General features: G+C 36.4%; 20 protein-coding genes. 12 read left to right on the plus strand and 8 right to left on the minus strand.

Annotated elements, in window-relative coordinates:
• Positions 1–89: 89 nt before the first annotated feature.
• The 3 genes from BFJ97_RS17390 to BFJ97_RS17400 form a co-directional block, all read right to left on the minus strand.
• Positions 90–3,131 (minus strand): ATP-binding protein, encoded by a 3,042-nt coding sequence (locus BFJ97_RS17390; RefSeq protein ID WP_068985921.1) that lies wholly within the window; start codon positions 3,129–3,131, stop codon positions 90–92.
• Positions 3,132–3,447: 316 nt separating this feature from the next.
• A complete protein-coding gene (locus BFJ97_RS17395) occupies positions 3,448–4,569 on the minus strand; it encodes a response regulator (RefSeq protein ID WP_254660197.1) in 1,122 nt (373 codons plus the stop codon).
• 70 nt (positions 4,570–4,639) lie between these two features.
• The gene (locus BFJ97_RS17400; RefSeq protein ID WP_068985923.1) at positions 4,640–4,819 is read right to left on the minus strand and encodes a polyribonucleotide nucleotidyltransferase; all 180 of its coding nucleotides are present in this window, start codon (positions 4,817–4,819) and stop codon (positions 4,640–4,642) included.
• 282 nt (positions 4,820–5,101) lie between these two features.
• Here BFJ97_RS17400 and BFJ97_RS17405 point away from each other — a divergent pair, with 282 nt between their 5' ends.
• The 9 genes from BFJ97_RS17405 to nhaC all read left to right on the plus strand — a co-directional run bounded on the left by BFJ97_RS17405 (position 5,102) and on the right by nhaC (position 14,962).
• A complete protein-coding gene (locus BFJ97_RS17405) occupies positions 5,102–5,911 on the plus strand; it encodes a 3D domain-containing protein (protein WP_068985924.1) in 810 nt (269 codons plus the stop codon).
• A gap of 187 nt (positions 5,912–6,098) precedes the next feature.
• Positions 6,099–6,650: a superoxide dismutase family protein gene (locus tag BFJ97_RS17410; RefSeq protein WP_068985925.1), complete on the plus strand. Its 552-nt coding sequence runs from the start codon at positions 6,099–6,101 to the stop codon at positions 6,648–6,650.
• 399 nt (positions 6,651–7,049) lie between these two features.
• Positions 7,050–8,030, plus strand: a complete 981-nt coding sequence (locus tag BFJ97_RS17415) for a TAXI family TRAP transporter solute-binding subunit (protein ID WP_139114473.1) — start codon at positions 7,050–7,052, stop codon at positions 8,028–8,030.
• A gap of 207 nt (positions 8,031–8,237) precedes the next feature.
• Entirely contained in the window at positions 8,238–8,753 is a 516-nt protein-coding gene (locus tag BFJ97_RS17420) for a DUF1850 domain-containing protein (protein WP_068985926.1), read from the plus strand.
• Complete coding sequence (locus tag BFJ97_RS17425) at positions 8,750–10,789, plus strand: TRAP transporter permease (protein ID WP_068985927.1); 2,040 nt, start codon at positions 8,750–8,752, stop codon at positions 10,787–10,789. Before BFJ97_RS17420 ends, BFJ97_RS17425 begins: the two co-directional genes overlap by 4 nt.
• Before the next feature lie 497 nt (positions 10,790–11,286).
• Positions 11,287–11,442, plus strand: a complete 156-nt coding sequence (locus BFJ97_RS24855) for a hypothetical protein (RefSeq protein WP_175401798.1) — start codon at positions 11,287–11,289, stop codon at positions 11,440–11,442.
• A 304-nt stretch (positions 11,443–11,746) separates the two neighbouring features.
• A complete protein-coding gene (locus tag BFJ97_RS24860; RefSeq protein WP_175401799.1) occupies positions 11,747–11,890 on the plus strand; it encodes a hypothetical protein in 144 nt (47 codons plus the stop codon).
• Between the two features lie 238 nt (positions 11,891–12,128).
• Entirely contained in the window at positions 12,129–13,238 is a 1,110-nt protein-coding gene (locus BFJ97_RS17435) for an amidohydrolase (protein ID WP_068985929.1), read from the plus strand.
• Between the two features lie 278 nt (positions 13,239–13,516).
• Entirely contained in the window at positions 13,517–14,962 is a 1,446-nt protein-coding gene (gene nhaC / locus BFJ97_RS17440; RefSeq protein ID WP_068985930.1) for a Na+/H+ antiporter NhaC, read from the plus strand.
• Between the two features lie 117 nt (positions 14,963–15,079).
• On the opposite strand, the gene BFJ97_RS17445 is transcribed toward nhaC, so the two are convergent.
• Positions 15,080–16,321 carry a hypothetical protein gene (locus BFJ97_RS17445; RefSeq protein WP_068985931.1) on the minus strand — a complete coding sequence of 414 codons (1,242 nt, stop codon included), beginning with the start codon at positions 16,319–16,321 and terminating at the stop codon, positions 15,080–15,082.
• Positions 16,322–16,404: 83 nt separating this feature from the next.
• On the opposite strand from BFJ97_RS17445, the gene BFJ97_RS17450 reads away from it, so the two are divergent.
• Together BFJ97_RS17450 and BFJ97_RS17455 are read left to right on the plus strand one after the other, a co-directional pair.
• Positions 16,405–17,517: a mandelate racemase/muconate lactonizing enzyme family protein gene (locus tag BFJ97_RS17450; RefSeq protein WP_068985932.1), complete on the plus strand. Its 1,113-nt coding sequence runs from the start codon at positions 16,405–16,407 to the stop codon at positions 17,515–17,517.
• A 12-nt stretch (positions 17,518–17,529) separates the two neighbouring features.
• Entirely contained in the window at positions 17,530–18,210 is a 681-nt protein-coding gene (locus BFJ97_RS17455) for a benzoate transporter (RefSeq protein ID WP_068985933.1), read from the plus strand.
• Positions 18,211–18,273: 63 nt separating this feature from the next.
• Here BFJ97_RS17455 and BFJ97_RS17460 read toward each other — a convergent pair whose 3' ends face one another.
• The 4 genes from BFJ97_RS17460 to BFJ97_RS17475 form a co-directional block, all read right to left on the minus strand.
• Positions 18,274–18,918 (minus strand): YesK family protein, encoded by a 645-nt coding sequence (locus tag BFJ97_RS17460; RefSeq protein WP_068985955.1) that lies wholly within the window; start codon positions 18,916–18,918, stop codon positions 18,274–18,276.
• 33 nt (positions 18,919–18,951) lie between these two features.
• Positions 18,952–19,437, minus strand: a complete 486-nt coding sequence (locus BFJ97_RS17465; protein WP_068985934.1) for a hypothetical protein — start codon at positions 19,435–19,437, stop codon at positions 18,952–18,954.
• A 5-nt stretch (positions 19,438–19,442) separates the two neighbouring features.
• Positions 19,443–19,934: an RNA polymerase sigma factor gene (locus BFJ97_RS17470; RefSeq protein ID WP_068985935.1), complete on the minus strand. Its 492-nt coding sequence runs from the start codon at positions 19,932–19,934 to the stop codon at positions 19,443–19,445.
• Positions 19,935–20,266: 332 nt separating this feature from the next.
• On the minus strand, positions 20,267–20,974 hold the full coding sequence (locus BFJ97_RS17475; RefSeq protein ID WP_068985936.1) for a Fe-S oxidoreductase: 708 nt from the start codon (positions 20,972–20,974) through the stop codon (positions 20,267–20,269).
• A 746-nt stretch (positions 20,975–21,720) separates the two neighbouring features.
• Between BFJ97_RS17475 and BFJ97_RS17480 the strand changes: the two genes are divergently transcribed.
• Positions 21,721–22,584 (plus strand): hypothetical protein, encoded by an 864-nt coding sequence (locus BFJ97_RS17480; protein WP_068985937.1) that lies wholly within the window; start codon positions 21,721–21,723, stop codon positions 22,582–22,584.
• The last annotated feature ends 43 nt before the right edge of the window (positions 22,585–22,627 follow it).

Below are 22,627 nucleotides of genomic sequence, written 5' to 3' on the forward strand. Positions count from 1 at the left end.
ATAGTAATAGTAACTTGAAATTATAGAGAAGAGCCACTACAAACTCAATTGAGAAGGTGATGGCTCTTTGATAATCATGAATGGGCCAATTAATTTTTTGGAATGTGGAAGGTGACATTTGTTCCTTCATTTAGGGTGCTTTGTATTTGTAATCGCTGTCCGTAAATCCTCTTAAGACGTAAATCAGTATTACGTAATCCTACGCCACAGCTTGTTGAATAACTACCTGAATGTAGCTCCTCTAATTTACTTTGATCTATCCCAACGCCATCGTCTATAATACTTACTGCTACATAATCTGGGAAATCCTTTATGCGGATACAAACGGTTCCACCTTGTTCCTGTTTTAAGACACCATGACGAATTGCATTTTCTACTAAAGTTTGTAAGGAGATAGGGGGAATTTCAATGTTTATAATTTCATCGATATCCCATTCGATGTTTAACAATTCCCCAAAGCGTTGCTGTTCAATATAGAGAAATGAGCGCACTAGCTCTAGTTCATCCTTAAGTGGTACTACTCGTTGTAGATTCCGCACATCAAAGCTTGCATGTAGATATTCACCAAAATGATGCATTAAGTCAATCATCCGATCTGTATCAATCGTACTAAGTGATGCAATTGTATTTAATGTATTAAATAAAAAATGTGGCTGTATTTGAGCTTGAAGCCAAGCTGTTTCCAAATGTAGTCGTTGATTGATGCTATATTTTAAATCGATTAAGGCTTTGCTCCTTACTTTTAGCTCAAGAGAATTAATGGGCTTTGTAACATAATCATTAGCTCCACGAACAAAACCAGTATAAACATCTTCAGGATTATTACGTGCTGTTAGCAATAAGATCGGTAATTCAAGTAATGAGTAATGCTCTCGAATAATTTCAATTAATGCATAGCCAGAAATATAAGGGAGCATCGCATCAACAATGACTAAATCCCAATCCTCTTGCTGTAATGCTTTTAATGCCTTTTCACTGCTAGTAACAGTAGTAACCGCATATGCTGTTGTTGCAAATAAACTACGCATAATGGTTAAGTTTATAGGATCATCATCAACCATTAAAATTTTAAATTGTTTTTCCACTGTCTTTAAAGACGTATTTCCTTCAACATGAGAAAATATATCTTCTTGCTCTATGTAGGATTGCTCCTCATTTAAACTTTCCTCTGCTAATGGTAATGTGAAATAGACATCTGAGCCTTTGTTAGGAACGGAATGTATTTGCAAAGTCCCTCCGTGTAATTCGATAAGCTTCTTTGAAACTAATAACCCGAGACCGATTTGATCGTCGTTATCAGTTCCTTGTTCGTAAGGGGAAAAAAGACGACTTTGGATCTCATCATCCATTCCTAATCCAGTGTCACGAATATGGATTACAACCAGACTATTATCTATATGTGCACTGATTTCTATAGAACAAGCATTTGTATATTTAATGGCGTTGTATAAAAAATTAAAAAGAATTTGAATCAATCGGTTTTCATCGGCCACTACATTAGGAAATGTTTTAGAAATGGTAGAATTCATTTGAATTTGCTTTCCATTTGTTATAAAGCGTAACATATCGAAAACACCATAAATGACACCTTGAATGCTGACGTTTTTTTTATTGAGATGTAAATTACCGTCCTTTAAACGAGTAAAATCAAGTATGTCATTTAATGTAAAGGACATGCTTCTCCCAATATCAATTAACAGCTTTAGATTTTGTTTATCATCAGCGGCAAGCTTATTGTTTGGATTTTCATAAATGGTCTGTCCTAAGGTAATCATTTTATTCATGGGATCCCATAGCTTTTGTGAACTACTGGATAAAAATTCGTCCTTTAATTCATCGTCCGTTTGTAATTTAGCAATCAATTGATTAATTTGCTCTTTATTTTCAAAAAAATGTTTAAACCAATAACCTGAAAAACCAAGCATGATAAATAAATAGTCTAATGGATAAACGGGTATATCAAAGACATAAATGGATTTGATGAATCCCCATATAATTCCATTTGTTGAACCAAGAGCCGTCAGGGCAATAAAAACGGAACTTTGTTTTTGATTTTCAAGATACTCTTTTAAAGCGAGTGCTGCTACATATAAAAATGAAACGCCATAAAGTATGAAGAAAAGAGGATTTAATGTGTATAACCAATCAATCGGTAAAACGACAGTTAAAAATGCTCCAAGGACATAGATAGCAAAGATCCACTGTAAGCATTTAGCATTACGATATTTCACTAGTAAAATACGCAAAAATTGAACAAAGAAAAAAGAAGAACCGAGATAGATGATAGAAGATAATTTAAATGACCATACATAATCAAGATGTAGCCAGGCAAGTATCGATCGATCATAGGTAATTAATTCATCGGTTAATGGTAAAAGAAAACCTACTGTGAAAAGTAATACAATTGGCTTCCGATAGATGAATAGGAACACAAGAATACTAAAGAGTGCGAACAATACGAGCATGACTGAAATAGTAGAAAGAGATATCTCAGTAATTATTTCGTGATGTACCATAGCTGGTGCAGAGCTAAATAGAACTCGTTTAGCAATGATAGGACTTGCTGGTGTATCAAAATTTGATACATGTAAAATTAAGTCAATTTCAGGTTGCTCATTCGTAAAATATACAGTGTATGGAGCGGCTTGCCCTTTATGATTATTTGAATCAGTAGCGACTTTTCCTGACTGACCAGCTAGCTCCCCATTAATATATAATGTTGAAGCAGTTGATACTGCAGGAATTCGAATGGCATAACGATTATCTTTGGGGGCATTTTCATTGAGTAAAATTTTTAAACGGTATGTACCATATCGTTGTGTCGTTGCCTCAGAATTTCGCGTAGGTATCGTTCGGATAGTTTGCTCGAATAATCGAGGATATTGGTTATTGTCTGTGTTTAAAGGGTCTATTAATGACCCAGGATAGTAGAGCCATTCACCATTTAAGTGAAGCATTTCTTTATCGGTTAGCGGCTGATCACGAATGTCAAATACACCTTCTTGAGCAATCGGTTGATTACTCAAAGGGAGAAAGTATGCTAACCATAGTAAACGAAGGATAGTAAGAACTATAAAAATTAAGATAATGAAAAGTGAATGTCGAATTGTCGCTTTTTTTAACAGTGACATAAGGACCTCCGGGATTTCCTTTTATATTAGATGGACTATATTTACCATGCCGTGAAGACAGAAAAAAGATAAAAAGGCATCGAGAGAGAACTGTCTCGATGCCTTTTGTGGATGGCCTGAGTATGTCTTTGGTTTGATCTTTTTGTAATTTATCAGGCGTGATGGTTAGGAAGAAATAGGTTTATTACGGGCTACTCGCTTTCCTGCGGTAAGCTTTGCTCTGCGACGAAAGAGAAGCGACAGGAGCACTAGCGGAAATCAGCCTCTTCAAATTAATCCGAGTGTATAAAAAGGATTACTCAACACACCTGGTAATTTATACTTCTACTGATATAGCGTTAAATAGCTCAGTTGTTTCGTGCTCTGGTAAAATATCGAGATCAGCTACCAAAGTACTTCTAAATGTATTGTAAACTTTTACAGCACTTGCTCGATTATCCACGTCCATATAGTGTTTCATTAGCTGTTGGATAGCTTTATCGGAATATGGATTATGCTCGAGTGTTATAAGTAATATATGCTCTAGGTTTTTTACGTCCTTTATTGCTGTATAATGCTCTACTAAATCATGAAGTAGAAGAGTAAATTGGGTATTCATGAAATTTGCCTTACTAGAAACCCAAGGATAATCTAATGTGGCCATATATTCACCCTGATAGTTTTGTATTAGTGCCTCAGCCTTCTTTATATCAAGCTTTCCGGTCTCCATTTTACTATTTAAAATATGCTCTAAGTTATGAGCGTCACATTGAAAATCCTCTAGTTGTAAAATATAGCAGCCATTTGCATACTGTATGACTTCTACATAGCCTAATGTAGAAAGTGTAGTGCGTAGATAAGAGACTGTTGTATGTAATTGCACTCTTGCCTTTTTATAGTCTGTCTCTGCCCATAATGCATCGAGGACTGTATCACGAGGTACATGGCTATTAAGATTGGAAAAAAGAAAGGCAAATAATTCTTTTGTTTTAACCGTTCTCCAATGGATGGCTTTGTCATCATGTAAGACAACGAATCCTCCAAAACATTGTATCTTTAGTGTAGGTTTATGCTGTATTCGTATAGGAGTCGAATTTTTTTCTAGGTGGGGGAGTTCTTGGATTCTATTAATAGTTGTCTCTAGACGAGCTTTTGAAATAGGCTTTAATAAATAGTCAAGGGAGTTAATTTCAAATGCTTGGACAGCATAGTCTCGATACGCAGTGACAAATACAATATAGATATTTTTGTTCCATTCTTTTAATAGTTTTGCGATTGCTAAACCGTTCATACCAGGCATTTCAATATCTAAAAATGCTACTTGAAAATCCAAGCTAGGACCCTCTGCAAGCAAATCTTTTACATTTGTAAAGGATCTAATGACCTCTAGTGAATTAAATTCCTTCAACTTTTTCTCCATGTTTACAAGAGCTAATGGCTCATCGTCCATTACTATCACTTGAATCAAAAAGGGCACCAACTTTCAAATATTAATTAACTTGAATTGAAGAAACTTAAAGTGAAATTGGTTAAAGTGAAATATCAATAACTGACCCTTTATACAGATGTGCGGCCACTTGCTGTTGAGGCAGATCTTCTAGTAAGTCGACAGCAGCTACCATATCTAGATTGAGTGCACTTTGCATAACAGTCATTTGTACAGTTTGTTGTAGCTCTATAATCTGAGAAGACATTATTGGAATTTCCACCCTATATTCCTTCATTAACATATTATCGGTTAAAAATATTGATTTTCCAACGTATAAAAGTTGCAAAAAAAATTATGGGTATTTTTCCATGAAACTATTTGATTTACTAAAAAAATGATTGATATTGTATATTTTTCCGTTTTTATAGAAATAATTCGTAATATCAGGTCCATTGTCCTGAGTGATTAATTGCATTCTCTAGCATTGCTTGCATAAAAGAGCCTAACTCTAGTGAGCTAGCAGCAGATTGCAAAATTATAAAATATGGAGGTATTACGAAATATGAAGAAACGAGCATTAGCTTTAGCTGTAACATTGACATTGGGTTTAAGTTTGTTTGCAAGTCCGTCATCTGCTGAGGACAAACTCAATGTTATACCAATTGACCCGTTATGGGGGATCTCGAAGATATACGAATTAGCTGTAGGAGAAATAGGGCTACTAGACGAAATAGATCCGAAATGGTTTAATTTAGGGAAAAAATCAAATGTAGATGACACGAAAAATGAAAAATCATCGAAAGACCAACATCACATTGTGCATGGGGATACATTATTTTCAATTGCACGTGAAAATGGTGTATCAGTGGAAAAGTTAAAAGAATGGAATAACCTTACTTCTGATGTGATTTATGTAGGCGAATTGTTAGCTACCAAAGCATCAGCAGCAAAGCCTAAAACTACTGTGAGCGAAACTAAAAAGGTAGCAACAGCTTCCAATACAAAGCAAGTAACGACATCGAATACAAAACCAGCAACAAAATCAAGTACAAAACAAGTAAGTGCTCCAGCAAATGCGACAGGCCAAACGCTAACAATGCGAGCGACTGCTTATACAGCGTATTGTGAGGGATGTTCGGGGATTACAGCGAATGGAACAGATATAAGATCTAATCCGAACTTGAAGGTAATTGCGGTAGACCCACGTGTTATTCCTCTTGGTACTAGGGTTTGGGTTGAAGGTTATGGCGAGGCAGTCGCAGCAGACACGGGCGGAGCAATAAAAGGTAATAAAATTGATGTGTTTATTCCTACTGAGGGACAAGCTCGCCAGTGGGGTGTTAAAACAGTTACTGTTAAAATTTTGAATTAATGTATGGGAAGGGATGTCTCGCTGACTTGGAGATATCCTTTTTATTTATAACAGTCACCGAAATGCTAATCTCTATAGTTTACAGGTTGCTAAATTTACTGCTTTTTCAATGATTCACAAAATTCTAATCAAAATTGCATAAGTAGGAGGATTGTTGGCAACCATCAGAAATAGAGGAGGTATTTTTATGAAAAAAATGAGTTTAATAATCATTTCCTTATTAGTATTTGTCGGTGGTTGTAATTTCTTCGAAAAGAAGGAGAAAAAAGTGGAAGTTAACGCAAATTCAGCACAAACTGCAACCGCGAAAGTAATAGGAAAAAATAATGAAAGCTATGGAAATGCATACTTTCAGGAAGAGGATAATGGGGTCAGGGTGACACTCGCGCTATCAGGATTGCCATCCGGAACGCACGGCATTCATATTCATTCAGTTGGGAAGTGTGAACCACCAACGTTTGAATCAGCAGGTCCACATTTTAATCCAACGAGTAAAGAGCATGGGAAGGATAATCCTAAAGGCTATCATATGGGAGATCTTCCGAATTTAGAAGTTGGTGAAGATGGTAGTGTAGATATGAATTTCTTAGCGGAAGGGCTAACATTAGATAAAAATGCTGCAAATTCATTATTGGGTGGAAAAGGTACTTCATTAGTCATCCATGAGTCAGAGGACGATTATAAATCAGATCCTGCTGGTAATTCTGGTGCTAGAATTGCTTGTGGTGCTATTCAATAAGGAAAATGAATCGACTGTATCTGAAGTAAATCACTTTAGATGCAGTCTTTTTTTAGTGGTTAGAAATCGGCTCATAGGACGCCCTCAGTTGGAACGGAAATCAACCGCACGTTATGGTAATAAGCCAAAAAGAAGAAGTGAGTGGTCTTTTTTTATAATTCGACATGCAATTTTCATACATTTTGTAACTAATTTTATTTTGTTAGAAAAAGAATTTTATAGTATTGGATAGATAAAAATGGTGTAAATAAGTAATTGTTGAAATTCGTAAATAATTGTCGTTTTATAGAATTGTATAATTATAAAAGACTGAATTTACTATAAATTTATTGACATTATTATACTGTGTTTGATAATTTTAAGTAGATTCTTATTTTTAACCAAAGGGGGAAGGTTACTTTGAAGAAAAAACAATTCAGGCTATTAATGCTATTAAGTGCCTTTGCGCTATTGATTTTAGCTGCATGTGGAACGGGTTCTAAGGACACAGATAAGGGAGATTCGACAGCATCTGAGAAGCCAAAATTTTTAAACTTATTAACAGGTGGGACACAAGGTACTTACTATGCATTAGGTGGAACATTTGCTGATTTAATTTCTAAAGAAACAGACATTAAAACAACTGCTGAAGTATCTCAAGCATCTGCAGCCAACATGACTGCATTACAAGAAGGTAAAGGTGAAATTGCTTTTGTACAATCAGACATTGCTTATTACGCTACTGAAGGAACAATGATGTTTGAGGGTAAAAAAATTGACTCAATTGCTGCTCTAGGTGCACTTTATCCAGAAACAGTACAATTAGTAACGACTGAAGCGTCAGGTATTAAAACTTATGCTGATTTAAAAGGGAAAAAGGTATCCGTAGGTGCGCCAGGTTCTGGGACTTACGCAAATGCTGAACAATTACTTGAAATTCATGGTTTAAAAATGGATGATATCAAAGCACAAAACCTTGATTTTGGTGAGTCTACTGACGGTCTTCAATCAGGCCAAATTGATGCAGCGTTTATTACTGCGGGTACGCCAACAGGTGCTGTTGAGGCTTTAAATGCAACAACTAAAGTGAATATTATCGGTATGGATGCTGGTAAAGCAGATGAGTTAATTGCTAAATACCCTTACTATGCAAAAGATACAGTAAAAGCTGGTACGTATGGGCTTGCAAATGATACTGAAACAGTTTCGGTACTTGCGATGTTAGCGGTGAAAAAAGATCTTCCGGAAGATGTTGTTTATTCGATGACGAAAGCTATTTATGATAACACAGATAAAATTTCCCACGCTAAAGGTGAGTTTATCAATGCGAAGACAGGTTTAGAGGGTATTAGTATTGATGTTCACCCAGGTGCTCAAAAATACTTTGATGAAAATAAATAACAGAACATTCGGAGTTTAATTAAAAGAAGTGGTTGCTGCGGGTAGTGCTTGAATCTTGCTTGTGGTGAAGTGAAAAATCTGCAGCGGAAATCAACCTCACGTTATGAAATACGAAGAGGCTCGGATTGCGTAAAGCTTCGGGCCTCTTTTCTTCCTGTTAAGTCGTGAACGATAGCGAATAGCTTTTTAAGTGGGGGAATAGATGTAATGCGAAAGAGGAAATTAATCATTGTTTTAGTTTTTTTATGTTTAAGCTTCAGTATAGTCATTTTTCTTCCTCTTCAAAAGGTATTCGCATTTACTGAAACGCGCATAGATCATCCAATAGTGCACTATATACCACTGAAAACTGAGGATACATTTCAAATTAGATACACCCATTCCATCCATAAATCGGATGTACTTGAACATTATCAATGCGTAGATGGAACACGTATTCAAATGTTAGGGATGGAGTATGAGGATTTAGCGATTGGCATGCCGAGCTATGCAGAGGAAAATCAAACATTAACAAAACGAGATGGTAAATATTTTTTGCAGTTCGATAACGAAGTCATTGAAAATTTTACGATCTATATAGCCGATTTGGACTTAGATCTTGTATTAGGTTACGAGCAGTACGAATATGATTTAAAAAGAAATTTACAAAGGGGAAAATCCTATTTATTTGAGGTGAAGCGTATATCGCTTTATGAACAATGGAAAGGAGTAAGGATGAAATGACGACTCAGCATAAATCAAATAACGAAGTAAAAAATGAAGAATTCGAACAAATATCGGCTGAAGAGCAACAAGCAATACTTGAGAAATATGATATTGAATCGAATGTACGAAACATATCAGGCATTATGAAACATGTCATTTTCTTTGGACTACTAGCATTTTCATTGTTCCAACTATATACAGCCATTTTTGGTCAATTTCCAGCGCAAATCCAGCGTACGATCCATTTGGGTTTTGGTTTGACCCTTATTTTCTTGCTATTCCCAGCTCGAAAAAAAGCAGCAAAGCATAAAATCGCATGGTTCGATTATATTTTAGCGATATTATCTATTGTAGTAGGCTCGTATTGGACGATGAATTATACAGAGCTGATTAACAGTAATGGTACCATTACACAAATGGATTTTATCGTTGGTTCAATAGCTGTTGTATTGGTACTTGAGGCAGCTCGCCGTGCAGTAGGATTACCAATTACAATCATTGCTATATGTTTCTTAATTTATGCATATTTTGGACCGTATTTCCCGGCATTTATGGCACATAGAGGGCAAGATTTCGAGAGTATTGTTAATCTTATGTATTTTACGACGGATGGTATCTTTGGAACGCCAATTAGTGTTTCGGCCACATTTATTTTTGTGTTTTTACTTTTTGGGGCATTCCTTGTCAAAACAGGTGTTGGTCAATATTTTAATGATCTAGCTGTAGCTCTTGCGGGTAAATTAATTGGTGGTCCAGCAAAAGTAGCGGTATTTTCTAGTGCGCTTCAAGGTATGATTTCAGGAAGCTCGGTAGCGAATGTAGTAACATCGGGATCATATACAATTCCGATGATGAAAAAGCTTGGGTACCGTAAAGAGTTCGCGGGTGCAGTTGAAGCGGCTGCTTCTACAGGTGGACAGTTAATGCCGCCGATTATGGGGGCCGCAGCGTTTTTAATGGTTGAGTTTATCGGGCGCGGAATAACGTATTGGGATATTGCCAAGGCGGCTGCGATACCTGCACTGTTATATTTTACAGGTATTTGGATTATGACTCACTTCGAAGCAAAACGTGTAGGGTTAAGAGGCTTACGTGAAGATCAAATGCCAAATCGTCGAGAGGTATTTAAGAAAATTTACCTTCTATTGCCGATTATCGCAATCATCGTTTTAATGTTAACGGGTACACCAGTAATGCATGCTGCACTATACGGTATTCTTATTTCTATTGGTGTTGCCATGTTTGATAAAGAAACGCGTTTAAAACCAATGGATATTATTGATGCATTAGTTGAAGGTGCTCGTACAGCACTTGGGGTAGTAGCAGCAACGGCTTGTGCAGGTATTATCGTAGGTGTAGTTGTAAAAACAGGTTTAGGCTTAAGTTTAGCTAATAGTTTAGTAGAATTAGCAGGCGGTAGTATTATATTAACACTGATTTTTGTTATGATTGCCTCCCTAATTTTAGGAATGGGGGCTCCGACAACAGCAAACTATGTAATTACGTCAACAATTGCTGCTCCAGCAATCGTAGCATTATTAGCGCCGAATACACCACAGGAACTAGTACCAGTAGTTGTTTTATTATCGGCACATTTCTTCGTGTTCTATTTTGGTATTATCGCCGATATAACACCGCCAGTGGCACTTGCTGCTTTTGCGGCTTCAGGCATTTCCGGTGGAGATCCTATTAAAACGGGTGTAAACTCAGCGAAACTTGCTATTGCTGCGTTTATCATTCCTTATATGATTGTGTTCTCTCCAGCGTTACTAATGATAGATACAACTGTTCCGCAAATTTTATGGGTAGTATTCACGGCCGTTACAGGAATGGTAGCTATTGGTGCAGGAGTAATAGGTTACTGGTATCGCAAAATGCTGTGGTTTGAACGTATTATTTCTATTGCAGCTGGTCTACTACTTATCTACCCAGAAAAATTCTCGGATTGGGCTGGTTTAGCAATCTTTATTGTGATGTTTGTCATTCAATATGTAACACAACATAAAGGGGACAGTGATGACAATCAAAATGGTAAAACGAGTGCTATAGCTTAGGTAAGAGGTAAAAAGTGCTTAGGTCCGACGTAATATTAAGAATCTGCTCATTTTCTGAGTTAGTAAGTGCATGCCTTGTAATGTCTACAAGGAATTTGCTTAACTTACAAGCTGCAGAAACGAGCAGATCTTTTTTTCTTTTTAAGTGAGCTATCTACAACACGCCGCATATTGGGCAAATTGTATTCCTAAGTAAAATGCAAGGAGCTTGGGCAAGTAAACGCAGCTTTTAAAAAGGATTTTCCTATTGTGAAATTCCTTTTTTGACATTGGATTAACGAAAGAACATTATTAAATGTACGTGAAAGGTGATAGGTTTTGTATTTGATGAGAGGTGGAGATTCATGAAAGTACACGATTGTCCTAATTGTAATACCTATAGTAGAGAATGTATTATTGTCATCCAAAATGCTCCGAACTTTTCAGGAGAGATATTAAAGTGCAGTATTTGTTCCTGGAGCGGAAAGTGGTCGGAAATGACAGTGCGGGAGGTTAAATTGCCGGTGATTCTAGGCGGGATCGTGATCCCTGGGGTCGAACCAATTACTGATTATTATGTACTGCATTCAGATCAAATTAGAGTTACTTATACAGGAGGATGTTGCCCTCATTGTGGTGGAAGTGATCCGTTTTGCTGGTGCATGACGTTATAAATGATTGCGATGAGCCTCTTGCTCGAAGTTGATGATTAGGCAGTGCACTTACATTTACCTTATTGTTAATGTGTGACATTATATAAAACCAACTACTTGCAAATAAATGTAAGCATTTGCACGACTTTTAATAAAAGTAATTTGATACATCTCTTTTTTGATAAACCTCAAGCTTTAATCTAAAAAGTAGATTGTTTTTATACTTTTTATGCATATAAAGCATTATTTATTGATTTTTTTAAAATAACTACTGTATAATTAAAATATCAGAAAATTCAATTAAATAAAAAGGAGAGGTGATTACATGAAAAAGTTGTTCAATTCAAAGTTTGAAACATATTTAATGGATCAGGAATTGGAGTTAACTATGGAAGAGGAAAAAAATGAGGAGCAAACTACACGGGTGTATTATGAAGAATATCCAGAAGGCTTTTTTACAAGTTTATAATATTTATTTGATGGGCTGTGCTAAAGGTGGAAAAAACTTTTAACACAGTCCTTTGCTTTTTTTACATATTTTAAATCACTTTTTTATATTGTCTGTTTAGTTGATAAAAAATTACTGTTTGAAATTATGTTAATAATATATCTTATTTATTCCTCTTGTATAGGTCTAATTACATATATACTTTTGTGAAATGGTTTCCTGTATAATGGGAATCAAAAATGCGTATAGAGGTGTAGTTATGTCAAATGCGGTTACATTAGAAGAGACAATTTATCAATGGTTTGAACATTTTCATAAATATCCAGAGGTCAGCTGGAGGGAGTTTGAAACAACGAAAAAGATTGCGTCGATTTTAGATGAGTTAAACGTATCGTATCGTTTGTTAGGCGATGTTACAGGGCTAATTGCTGAAATTGGTTCAGGAGATGGAATTGTTGCGGTACGTGCTGATATAGATGCATTGTGGCAAGAAGTGGACGGGAAATGGCAAGCTAATCACTCATGTGGGCATGATGCCAATATCACAATGGTATTAGGTGCTTTATTACAGCTGAAAGATCGACCATTACAACATCGTGTCCGTTTTATTTTCCAGCCTGCTGAAGAACTTGGTAATGGTGCTTGTGCAGCCTTTGATCGTGGAGCTGTCGATGGCGTATCGCATTTATTTGGTGTTCATCTAAGACCGATTGAAGAACTACCGCTTGGCAAGGTTTCGCCTGCTATTCATCATGGTGCGGCATATTTTTTAGATGGAACAATTAAAGGTACTGATGCCCATGGTGCTAGACCTCATCAAGGGAAAAATGCAATTGATGTTATTATGGCAGTGCAACAAATGCTGCATAGTATTCATCTATCACCATTTGAGCCACATTCGGCAAAGTTAACGAAAATTGTTGCAGATGGAGGTAGTACAAATATTATTCCGGGTACTGCGAGCTTCTCGATGGATATCCGTGCACAACGTAATGATCAATTAGAATTACTTCGTAGCCGTATTGAATTTGGCTTAAAATCGATTCAACAGCAGTTTGAGATTGATATGGATTGGCAATGGATTGATTTTACACCTGGTGCTGAGGTTTCTCTAGTTGCAGCACGTATGGCTAAAAATGCCATTGTCGAGACGTTAGGTGAAGAACGCCTTGCTGAAGAAATTACAACTCCTGGAAGTGATGATTTCCATTTCTATACGGTTAAAAAACCGGAATTAAAAGCGACGATGATTGGTATTGGTGCTAATTTGGCACCAGGATTACACCATCCAAAAATGTCTTTTGAACGTAGTGCATTAATAGATGCTGCAAATGTACTTGCTTGTGTATTAGAAAAAAAACCAGAATAACTATGTGTGGGAGTTAAATCAAAAGATTAAAATTCTTTTGATTTAACCCCTTTTTATTTTGCTTTTTTGTCGAAATGCATGAATATACGTGGGTTTGCATTGTTTGTAATAGCTATTTGAAAGCGTTTTTTTACGCTAAAAAAGGAGAAATTGCTCGAGAAGCATAAATTTTTTGCGTTGACTTTTAATTTTTTGAATATTAAGCTAAAAATCGTAAAAAAATATTTGCGCCTTAGAAAATTTTAAAAGGGAATGGGTGCAAAAAAGGGGATGGGACGATGAAAAAGGAAATCAGTGCTGGTTGGGCACTTCTAACTTTTGCAATAATGATTATAGCTATGCTTATAACAGTAGTTGTGTTAGAGCAAAGTCCTCACGTGCCACTAATTATTGGAACAACTGTAGCGGCAATTGTTGCCAAATTACATGGATTTAAGTGGTTAGAAATTGAAGAAATGATGTATAAGGGGATACGCCTAGCTTTACCTGCAATTGTCATTATTATTTTAGTAGGTTTGACAATTGGTGCTTGGATTGGTGGCGGTGTCGTAGCTACAATGATTTATTTTGGTTTAAAATTAATTTCCCCAGCTTGGTTCTTAGTGACAATCATGCTGTTATGTTCAATTGTTTCGCTGGCGATTGGTAGTTCATGGTCAACGATGGCAACAATTGGTGTTGCTGGTATGGGTATTGGGTTAAGTATGGGAATCCCTGCACCAATGATTGCTGGAGCAGTTATTTCGGGTTCATATTTTGGTGATAAGATGTCACCGTTATCGGATACTACTAATCTCGCGGCAGGTTTAACAGGTACCGACTTATTTGAACATATTAAGCATATGCTTTATACGACAATTCCGGCTTTGGTCATTGCTATCGTAGCATTTGGAATTATGGGAAGAAGCTTTGCGGATATCTCAATGAAATCAGAAAGTATTTTAACAACACTACAAGTAATGGAGGACAGCTTTGTTATTTCTCCGTGGCTATTGCTTGTACCAGTTGGTGTAATTGTATTGGTAGCAAAAAAAGTACCTGCAATTCCAGCTTTAATTGTTGGAATTATCTCAGGATTCTTACTACAAATCTTCGTGCAAGGTGGCACTCCTGCAATGGCTGTACATGCTTTACAAGAAGGATTTGTTATTTCAACTGGCAATGAAATGGTGGACGAGTTATTTAACCGTGGTGGTTTAGATTCAATGATGAATACGGTTTCAATGACGATTGTGGCTATGACATTCGGTGGGGTGTTAGAATATTCCGGCATGTTAAAGTCACTTATGAATGTTATTGTGAAGTTTGCTAAATCTACAGGAAGCCTAGTTGCTTCAACGATTGCTGCATGTATTACAACAAATGCTACATGTTCTGAGCAGTATATTTCAATTGTTGTTCCATCACGTATGTTTGCGAATGTTTATCAAGAGCGTGGCCTGCATTCGAAGAACTTATCTAGAGCGTTAGAGGATGGGGGAACTTTAACTTCTGTGTTCTTCCCGTGGAATACTTGCGGAGTCTTTATTTTAGCAACATTAGGTGTAAGCGCGATTGAATATGCGCCATATGCAATCATTAACTTCTTGGTACCGATCATTTCAATTATTTATGCATATGTAGGGTTTGCGATTGTTAAGCTGACACCTGAAGAAATAAAAGAGGCAGAAAAGCGTAAAAAAGAGCAAGAAGTGAATGAAGCTAATATGGTCATGGCTGACTAATGTAGAAACTAAAATTCCGCTCTTTTCTGATAGCTAATAAGGGTCTCGCGGATGCAAAAGCATCTGCGAGAACTTTTCGATTTTCTAGTTTAGAAGTAGAACGATATTTTTTATATGTTAATAGGTTGCAAAGTTTAATTCATAGATTGTGCGTGGGCGGCCTTGCTGATGAGTCATTTCTTCACCGACTACTCTAGCATAGCCGTTATCCACTAATTTTTTGATAATGCGCTCTGTTGTACGGCGTGTAACTTGTAAGTATTCGGCAAGATTATGTGATGTAAATTGAGCTGATTGTCGCTCTCTGCTAAAGTTGATGATCTTAGAGATATTTAATGGACTTAAGCTTGTTTGCTTTGCCATTTGTAAAACATAGGGATCATCAGTTTTTAAAGCTAGTCTTGCTTCTGAATTCGGGAAGGGACCTAGTAAGTTTTTATGTTCATCTAGTATATAAATTTCACACGGTTTAGCAAATGATAATGCGTTCTTAGCGTGTTGATGAGCCTCCAAAATGGAGTGACCGTAACCAAATGCTAACTTAAAGGGATAGCTAGTTTGCTGTAATAAGTTCTGTAAATTTTCTTTTTCAAGCGCCCTTTGCAAATGTCCAGCCGTCGTATAAAGCTCAAAAGAGTAAGCTGTAATTTGTTTATAGGTTGAATGCGTAGCTGCAGTGATTTGTGTTAACATGTTAGCGTCTATAGGTTTATTTTCAGGAGCCTGTAATAGTCCGACAACAGCTTTAACAGATTCAGATTTTGTCAGAAGTGATCGCGATTTCGTTTCTTCTAAGCATTGAATAATGGAGTTAGTGGCATCTAGCATGCGCATTGCAGGTATTTGAAGGGCCTGTAATTCATCAAACACACTATGAATACTTGTTATGATAAAATCAATGCTGTTAGCTTCCCATAAAGCTATATGGTGCTGCAATATAGATTGAGTAGGTTTCGTAATAGAAATAGGCTGGATATATGGTTTTGGACCACGATACTCTATTTCTGTTAGAACATTTTCTACAATAGCTGGATTCATAACATCAATGGAAATTCTATTTAAAGGTACTGCATGATTTGCTATAAGCGATAATAACGTTGTGGAAATAGTTGTCTCATCTTGTTTTATATAATTCCAAGGTATTGGCATTGCTGATAGTGCGGATTGGGTATGTAAATAGGGCAACGTTCCTCCGAATAACAAGGCATCACATGGTTTAATTTCCTTTAACAAAACGGGTGCCTCGGTAGGTTGATTGTAAAGATAAAATTCTAATTGAATATTCTCAATGTTTTGTGCGATACTATTTATACGTTCCATAAATGCTTTAGAGCAGATAACCGCTATTTTAGTAGACATAGGCAATGTTCCTTTTCTCTATTATTTTTTTAATAATTAGCGACGTATTAACGACAACTTTATTATATAGGAGATAGATATAAATGAAAATCCAACAAGTAGAAATTTTCGCCATTCATTTACCACTTATTGATCCATTTATCATCAGTTATGCTACATATGATACAATGCCTTCTATTATTTTGAAGGTTACGACAGATACAGGGATTGTAGGCTATGGTGAAGCAGTACCAGATGAGCATGTAACAGGGGAGACGTGGGAGAGCACGTATGCTGTATTACAGAATCAGCTCGCTCCTGCCATCATTGGAGAAAATCCACTGGCCTTTGAAAAACTTCACGATAAAATGAACAAAATTGTGAAGGATGTGCCTGCAGCGAAAGCAGCGCTTGATATTGCTTGCTTCGATATTGCTGGTAAAGCGCTACAGGTTCCAGTGTATCAACTGCTAGGTGGACGCTATCATGAAAAGTTCCCTATTACACATGTACTAAGCATCGGAGAACCAGATGCTATGGCTGATGAGGCGGCTAGTCGAGTAGAGATGGGCTACCAATCTTTTAAAATGAAGGTAGGAACAGAGGTTACGCGTGATGTTGCTCGCATCAAAGCTGTGCGTGAGCGTGTAGGCGAAGACATCGCAATTCGAGTAGATGTCAATCAAGGATGGGGTAATGCCTCTACTACATTACAGGGCTTACGTGCATTAAAGGAGTTAAATATCGATTGGTTAGAGCAGCCAGTAGATAGTGAAGATATTGATGGAATGGTAGAAGTGAAGTCAAAATCAGATGTTACCTTAATGATTGATGAAGGGCTTCGCGGTGTTCGCGAAATGCGTGAAATTATTGCAAAGCGTGCTGCAGATAAAGTCAATATTAAATTAATGAAATGCGGTGGCATTTATCCTGCTATGAAGTTAGCAGTTATGGCTGAAATGGCAGGCATTGAATGTCAGATTGGTTCAATGGTAGAATCATCAGTTGGCTCAGCAGCTGGTTTCCATGTAGCATTCTCTAAAAAAATAATGACAAGTGTAGAATTAACAGGTCCGCTAAAATTCTCTAAGGATGTTGGGAACTTACACTATGATGTTCCATTTATCTGCCTAAATGAAAAACCAGGATTAGGTGTTGATGTAGATGAAGAGATTCTAAAAGAGTTATGTAAATTCTCGACGATTGTAACAGCCTAAGGAGACGGTGAGATGGAAAAAATTTATGAAGGTATGCTTGGGGAAACGCCGTTTTTTGTTTCAGCATTAAATCTTCAGCATTTAGAAGAAATTGAGAAATTACAGCTTGGGGTTTATGAATCTTTAGAGGACCAAAGCATCTTACAGCCACTGAGTACAGAAGAATTCGACTATATTTTAAAAGGTAATGGCATGATGATAGGTGCTTACGTAGGGGATGAGTTAATTGCCTTTCGCGCATTATTGAACCCACCTGTTGATGATGAGCACCTTGGCTTTGATTGTGGGATTGCCGAGGATGAATTTAATCGCGTATTATATCAAGAAATATCGAATGTCTCTCCAGCTTATCGTGGCTATGGCTTACAAAAGACGTTAGCCAAAGTTGTGATGGGGCATATTGATTTAGAAAAATATGATTATGTATGCTCAACGGTAAAACCATATAATATTCCTAGCTTAAAGGATAAATTCTCTCAAGGTTTAGTCGTAAAGGGATTAAAGGTTAAGTATGTAGATAAGTTGCGTTATATTTTCTATAAAGATTTGCGACAAGAACTACCAATCTTTACAGAGAAGAAATTGATTTCAATGGACGATACAGTTGGTCAGCAACAGCTTTTAAAGCAGGGCTATCTAGGTACTTCTATGTATGAGGATCAAAATGATTGGTTCGTCGTTTATGAGAAATAAATAAAGTAAAAAGCCTTACCTTTTACTTATTGTGAGGGGTAAGGCTTAGCTTTTCAGTTTATTTTAGTTATTAGATTTAGAATTGATTTTCTCTCCATCAGTTGTTTGGACCACTAACGGCTCAACAATTTTTTCTAGGCCTATCTTTATAAATGGGAGTCCTGTATCTTTCTCTTTATCGACAACCTTAACTGTGATTTCAGTGTTCCCTAGGGTCTTTACATCTTTTATTTCCAGATGTTTTCCTTTATATTTCTCGCCTAATTGAATATGAATTTGTTTCATTCCTTCAGAAATCGTAGATACCTCGTAGTAGGAGGATGTATCGTTACCAGCCACAATGACGCCTTCTTCATTGATCCAATAACCTTCATCTAAGGTGATCGCCCAACCAATAATAGCAAAAATAAGGACTGGGACTATAAACAAGATTGATTTATCCACTTTGTTAAATTCAGATTTTCTTAGGCCTTTCGTAAAAGGAAGTAACAACGTCCCAACCATAGCAGCTATCAAAATACCTACTCCAATAATGCCAAAACCCATCCCTTCAAAGCCTCCCACTTTGAACAATCCGTATACGACGGTAAACACAGCAATTAAAAATGTCACAATCGGAGCCAAGTAGAACTTTCCTGTTTTTTTCATAGCTATTAAAGTAAAAAGGAAAATACATGCTCCTATAATGAAACCAATTGAACTTATCATTCCCAATTTCTTCACCCCCAATAGATTAATGTATTAATAGAAAATCGACATAAATGTATCTAAAAAAAATATAATCCCTAAATCAAAAAGAATTGAGAGTGTAATCCACCTTTTGGTAAAAAAGATCATCGTGAATACTGTTAAAAAAATAGCTACTGGGAAATAGAACATGAAAGTAACGCTTTTGATATATTCAAGGGCCGCATCAGCAGACAATTCCCAGTTGTAAAAGTGAAAAGAAGAAAATAAGATGTAAAATAATATGAGGGCTCTAATGGAAATAAACAACCATTTAAGGCCATGATTAAACTGAACTAATTTCTTTAATGGCTTTATTTCTACTTCTTCACTCCGTTCTAACATCGGATAACTTCCATCAGCTAATTCATTAAATAATTGCTTACACTCACTACAGTCGTGAATATGTTCCAAAACCACTTCTTTTGTTTCCTGTTCTAGCTCATCAAATACAGAGATTAACTCCCGCGAAAGAATATGAATCTTTTGGGAATCCTCCATCTTTTTCACCTCTTTCTAGCCATCTGTTTTCTCATCCTAAATATTTTGGACTTTAATGTAGGGATCGGTATATCCAAAAGTGTACTTATTTCTTGATAATCATAACCATAATGAAATTTAGCTAAAAAAATGGCCTTATCACTCGTTGATAAATAACCTAATGTACTTAGAATTTGGGAATTTATTATTGCCTTTGATTCGGGTGTTTGATTATCAATTAATAAGCTTTCAATTACACTTTCATCATGAAACAGCGCTGGTTTTCTCTTTTTGTAATGATCGAGGAGTGTATTTTTGGCTGCCTTCACTAACCAGCTTTTCATATAAGTAACTTGTTGAACTCTCGATGGATCTGTTAAAATCTTCGCAAATAACTCTTGAATGATGTCATCGGCTACGTCATAACTTTTAGTTAATCCAATTAAAAAGTTCCGCAAATATGTGTAATGCTCCTCATAAATCTTTTCAATCACCTCAAATGGATTTTGATTTATCATTTTTATCCTCCGTAAGATGTCGCGCACTAAAGAGACGATTCAAATTGGAAAAAGTTTTAATTTTTTTTGAATAATAGTTAAACTTCCTAGTTTTATCGAAAGCCTTCTTTTTTGAATAAAAGATGGATCAAAATGGATTCTCTTTCATCCAAGATTAGTCCCACCATAGATAAAGGCCTCGATATTCGACACTTCTCTCAAAATGTTGAATATCGAGGCCACACGATTAAAATGTAATATAGTTTAATGCAATCAGGAGTACCGTTTGTCTATAGTCTGAGCATTACCTTTCAATTATTATGAGAGGTAATGCTTTTTTGTTAAAGAGAGTATTATTTAATTGGGCAGAAGCCACAAGCCATTAAACCGGGTATATCTTTAGAAAAACAACATGATTTTCGTACAGGAACGTTCACTAAATTAGTTGGACTTTGACCGCCTGTATATTGCGCCCACCACGATTTATTAGAGAAGCGAGCCCACGTTTTAGGATCCTCTAAGGCCTCGATATCCTCCATTGCTTGGTCAGCCAAGCCGGGGTTAGACAACAATATATGATAGTGCCAAAGTAGATAACCAAAGAAATTCTCCCAAATTGTCAGAGGGGAAATAGACGTTACTTTACGAAGCTGTTGAACAATAACATGCCCATCATATAGGATTTTCTCAATCACTGCCTGGCGTTCATCTTCATCGACATAACGCCAATCATTGGGGTTGACAAACATTGCGACTGTAAAGCTGTTGAACTCTTTTGCTGCATCAAAGCGAAGCTCGATTGGTTTACCAACCCACACTTCGTCATAGGCGGCAAGCATGTAAAGTTGCATAGCGAAAAACATACCGTAGCGGCGTGCGAAATGAGAAATAGCTGCTGCTTCCGTTGCTGCGTCTGTAATACCCATCATTAGGTTTAAAAAGTCAGGATGGTAAAAGTCTTTATGTATATCAGCTAAAGTAAATAATGTTCGCTTTGGTTCTGTCGTATAAATGCTATAGGAATTCAATTGTCGAACTTGATCCATCGTTAATGCTGGCATTGTCATCACCTTTTCTTTCAATCGTTTGCTACTTCAATTATAGATTAATCATTTTTGCTTCACAAATGGAATGCAATGTAGTAAAATTAATTAAACATATCTGAAAGGTTGGTTTTTATTGTGCAGCCTTTGTATAGATTGTTCTCTGCATTTCTAGCTAAGGGTGTAGTCATTGCAATAAAAAACTAAAATAATTTTCAGATAAGTGTTGACTTTTTAATTGATAATGATTATCATTATCGTATAAAGAATATTCCTCTTCTACAATACAGTGTAGAGAGGATGAACTTTAGCTACTTTTCTCCAGAAGTTTGCTAGTTCATGATAACGCTCCTAAAACCCCCCTCATTTTTTGGGAACGTAAAATCTTCTGACGACTCATCCATTGTGATTGAGTCGTTTTTTTGTAGAAGCCGAAGTTGTTCCGATAAAACGAGATAATAATCCGATAAAAGCTAAAATTGTTCCGATAAGTCTTCAAAGTATTCCTATAAAAATGAAATCATCAACATAACGTGGGGCTGATTTCCGTTCCAACTGGGTGCGTTGAGGCAACAGATGTTTTTTTGTGCGAAAGCGCAGTGCAACGTAGCTTTAGGGAACGTAAAAATCTCAGAGTGACTTATGCCTATATGGGTAAGTTGCTCTTTTTTGATTGACTTTAGATAGGGGAGTAGTTAATCAGTAACAGGTTTGATATGATATTATAAAAAATGGTAATTTGATTAAAAGATGGAGGGGAATAAATGAAGAAATATATGATCACTTTGCTCATTGTTTTAGCCTTTTTTACAAACCCATCATCATCTAAGGCGGCAGAAGTACAGTGGGACGGGGCACAAGTTGTGAAGGGGCAAACGGGAAAAATGACCTTTACAAAAGATGTAAAAGTATATAAGAAGAATGCAAATGGTACGTATAGCTCGATGACAGTCAAGCGCAACAACTATTTCCGAGTGTATGATATCGAAAAGTATGACAATAAAACATTTTATTGGATGAGCTCGGGTTACCGTGTACAAGCAACGGATTTAGTTGTTTTTAAGAAAGTACCTTTGAACATCCGCGCTTCTCTTTATGATAATCCAGCCTATATCAACATCAATCGTCAGGGTTATAGCTATGGACAACATTACCAACTTGATTCAACTTTTTATAATAAGATTTCTATTGGTGAAAATCTATACTACTCTTATTACGATGCGGATGGTGGTTCTATTGAGGTCTATATTGATGGCTCAGATATTCGCATTTTCGAAACAACGAAAAGAGATAAAGGGCTTTATATGTTAACAGCTGATGCACAGGTGTCAGGCGGTCCAATGAATGGAGCAGGTGGGATAGGGTGGACAAAAGGAACTGCTCTTCATTCATTAGGACTTGAAATAAACGGTTACCTTTGGGCGAATGAAGGCTATATCCCTGTAACATTAATCCAACCTGTGAAAAAACAAGGAAAACGCTATATTCGATATGGTGTTAGTGCTGCAGCTACTAAAGGAAATCCAAAAGAGCTAAAACGTTTTGATGAAGTAATATTATTGACAGAAAATGATACGACAGCTTGGATTGAGATGGGGAAGTATATAGTGTACCGAAAAAAGTTCTAGCTACTATAAGACCGAACGAATCACCGATTATAACAACGTCTTT

The organism is Lysinibacillus xylanilyticus (genome assembly GCF_001708185.1).
In the GTDB taxonomy this organism is placed as follows: Bacteria; Bacillota; Bacilli; order Bacillales_A; family Planococcaceae; genus Lysinibacillus; species Lysinibacillus xylanilyticus_A.

What these genes read in the sequence shown, in the direction of transcription:
- BFJ97_RS17460 (WP_068985955.1), bottom strand. Translation starts at nt 18,918, where the DNA reads ATGATAAGTTCAATTGGTTTCATTATAGGAGCATGTATTTTCCTTTTT.
- BFJ97_RS17390 (WP_068985921.1), bottom strand. Translation starts at nt 3,131, where the DNA reads ATGTCACTGTTAAAAAAAGCGACAATTCGACATTCACTTTTCATTATC.
- BFJ97_RS17480 (WP_068985937.1), top strand. Translation starts at nt 21,721, where the DNA reads ATGAAGAAATATATGATCACTTTGCTCATTGTTTTAGCCTTTTTTACA.
- BFJ97_RS17470 (WP_068985935.1), bottom strand. Translation starts at nt 19,934, where the DNA reads ATGATAAATCAAAATCCATTTGAGGTGATTGAAAAGATTTATGAGGAG.
- BFJ97_RS17455 (WP_068985933.1), top strand. Translation starts at nt 17,530, where the DNA reads ATGGAAAAAATTTATGAAGGTATGCTTGGGGAAACGCCGTTTTTTGTT.
- BFJ97_RS24860 (WP_175401799.1), top strand. Translation starts at nt 11,747, where the DNA reads ATGAAAAAGTTGTTCAATTCAAAGTTTGAAACATATTTAATGGATCAG.
- BFJ97_RS17475 (WP_068985936.1), bottom strand. Translation starts at nt 20,974, where the DNA reads ATGCCAGCATTAACGATGGATCAAGTTCGACAATTGAATTCCTATAGC.
- nhaC (WP_068985930.1), top strand. Translation starts at nt 13,517, where the DNA reads ATGAAAAAGGAAATCAGTGCTGGTTGGGCACTTCTAACTTTTGCAATA.
- BFJ97_RS17445 (WP_068985931.1), bottom strand. Translation starts at nt 16,321, where the DNA reads ATGTCTACTAAAATAGCGGTTATCTGCTCTAAAGCATTTATGGAACGT.
- BFJ97_RS17405 (WP_068985924.1), top strand. Translation starts at nt 5,102, where the DNA reads ATGAAGAAACGAGCATTAGCTTTAGCTGTAACATTGACATTGGGTTTA.
- BFJ97_RS17410 (WP_068985925.1), top strand. Translation starts at nt 6,099, where the DNA reads ATGAAAAAAATGAGTTTAATAATCATTTCCTTATTAGTATTTGTCGGT.
- BFJ97_RS17450 (WP_068985932.1), top strand. Translation starts at nt 16,405, where the DNA reads ATGAAAATCCAACAAGTAGAAATTTTCGCCATTCATTTACCACTTATT.
- BFJ97_RS17435 (WP_068985929.1), top strand. Translation starts at nt 12,129, where the DNA reads ATGTCAAATGCGGTTACATTAGAAGAGACAATTTATCAATGGTTTGAA.
- BFJ97_RS17420 (WP_068985926.1), top strand. Translation starts at nt 8,238, where the DNA reads ATGCGAAAGAGGAAATTAATCATTGTTTTAGTTTTTTTATGTTTAAGC.
- BFJ97_RS17465 (WP_068985934.1), bottom strand. Translation starts at nt 19,437, where the DNA reads ATGGAGGATTCCCAAAAGATTCATATTCTTTCGCGGGAGTTAATCTCT.
- BFJ97_RS17425 (WP_068985927.1), top strand. Translation starts at nt 8,750, where the DNA reads ATGACGACTCAGCATAAATCAAATAACGAAGTAAAAAATGAAGAATTC.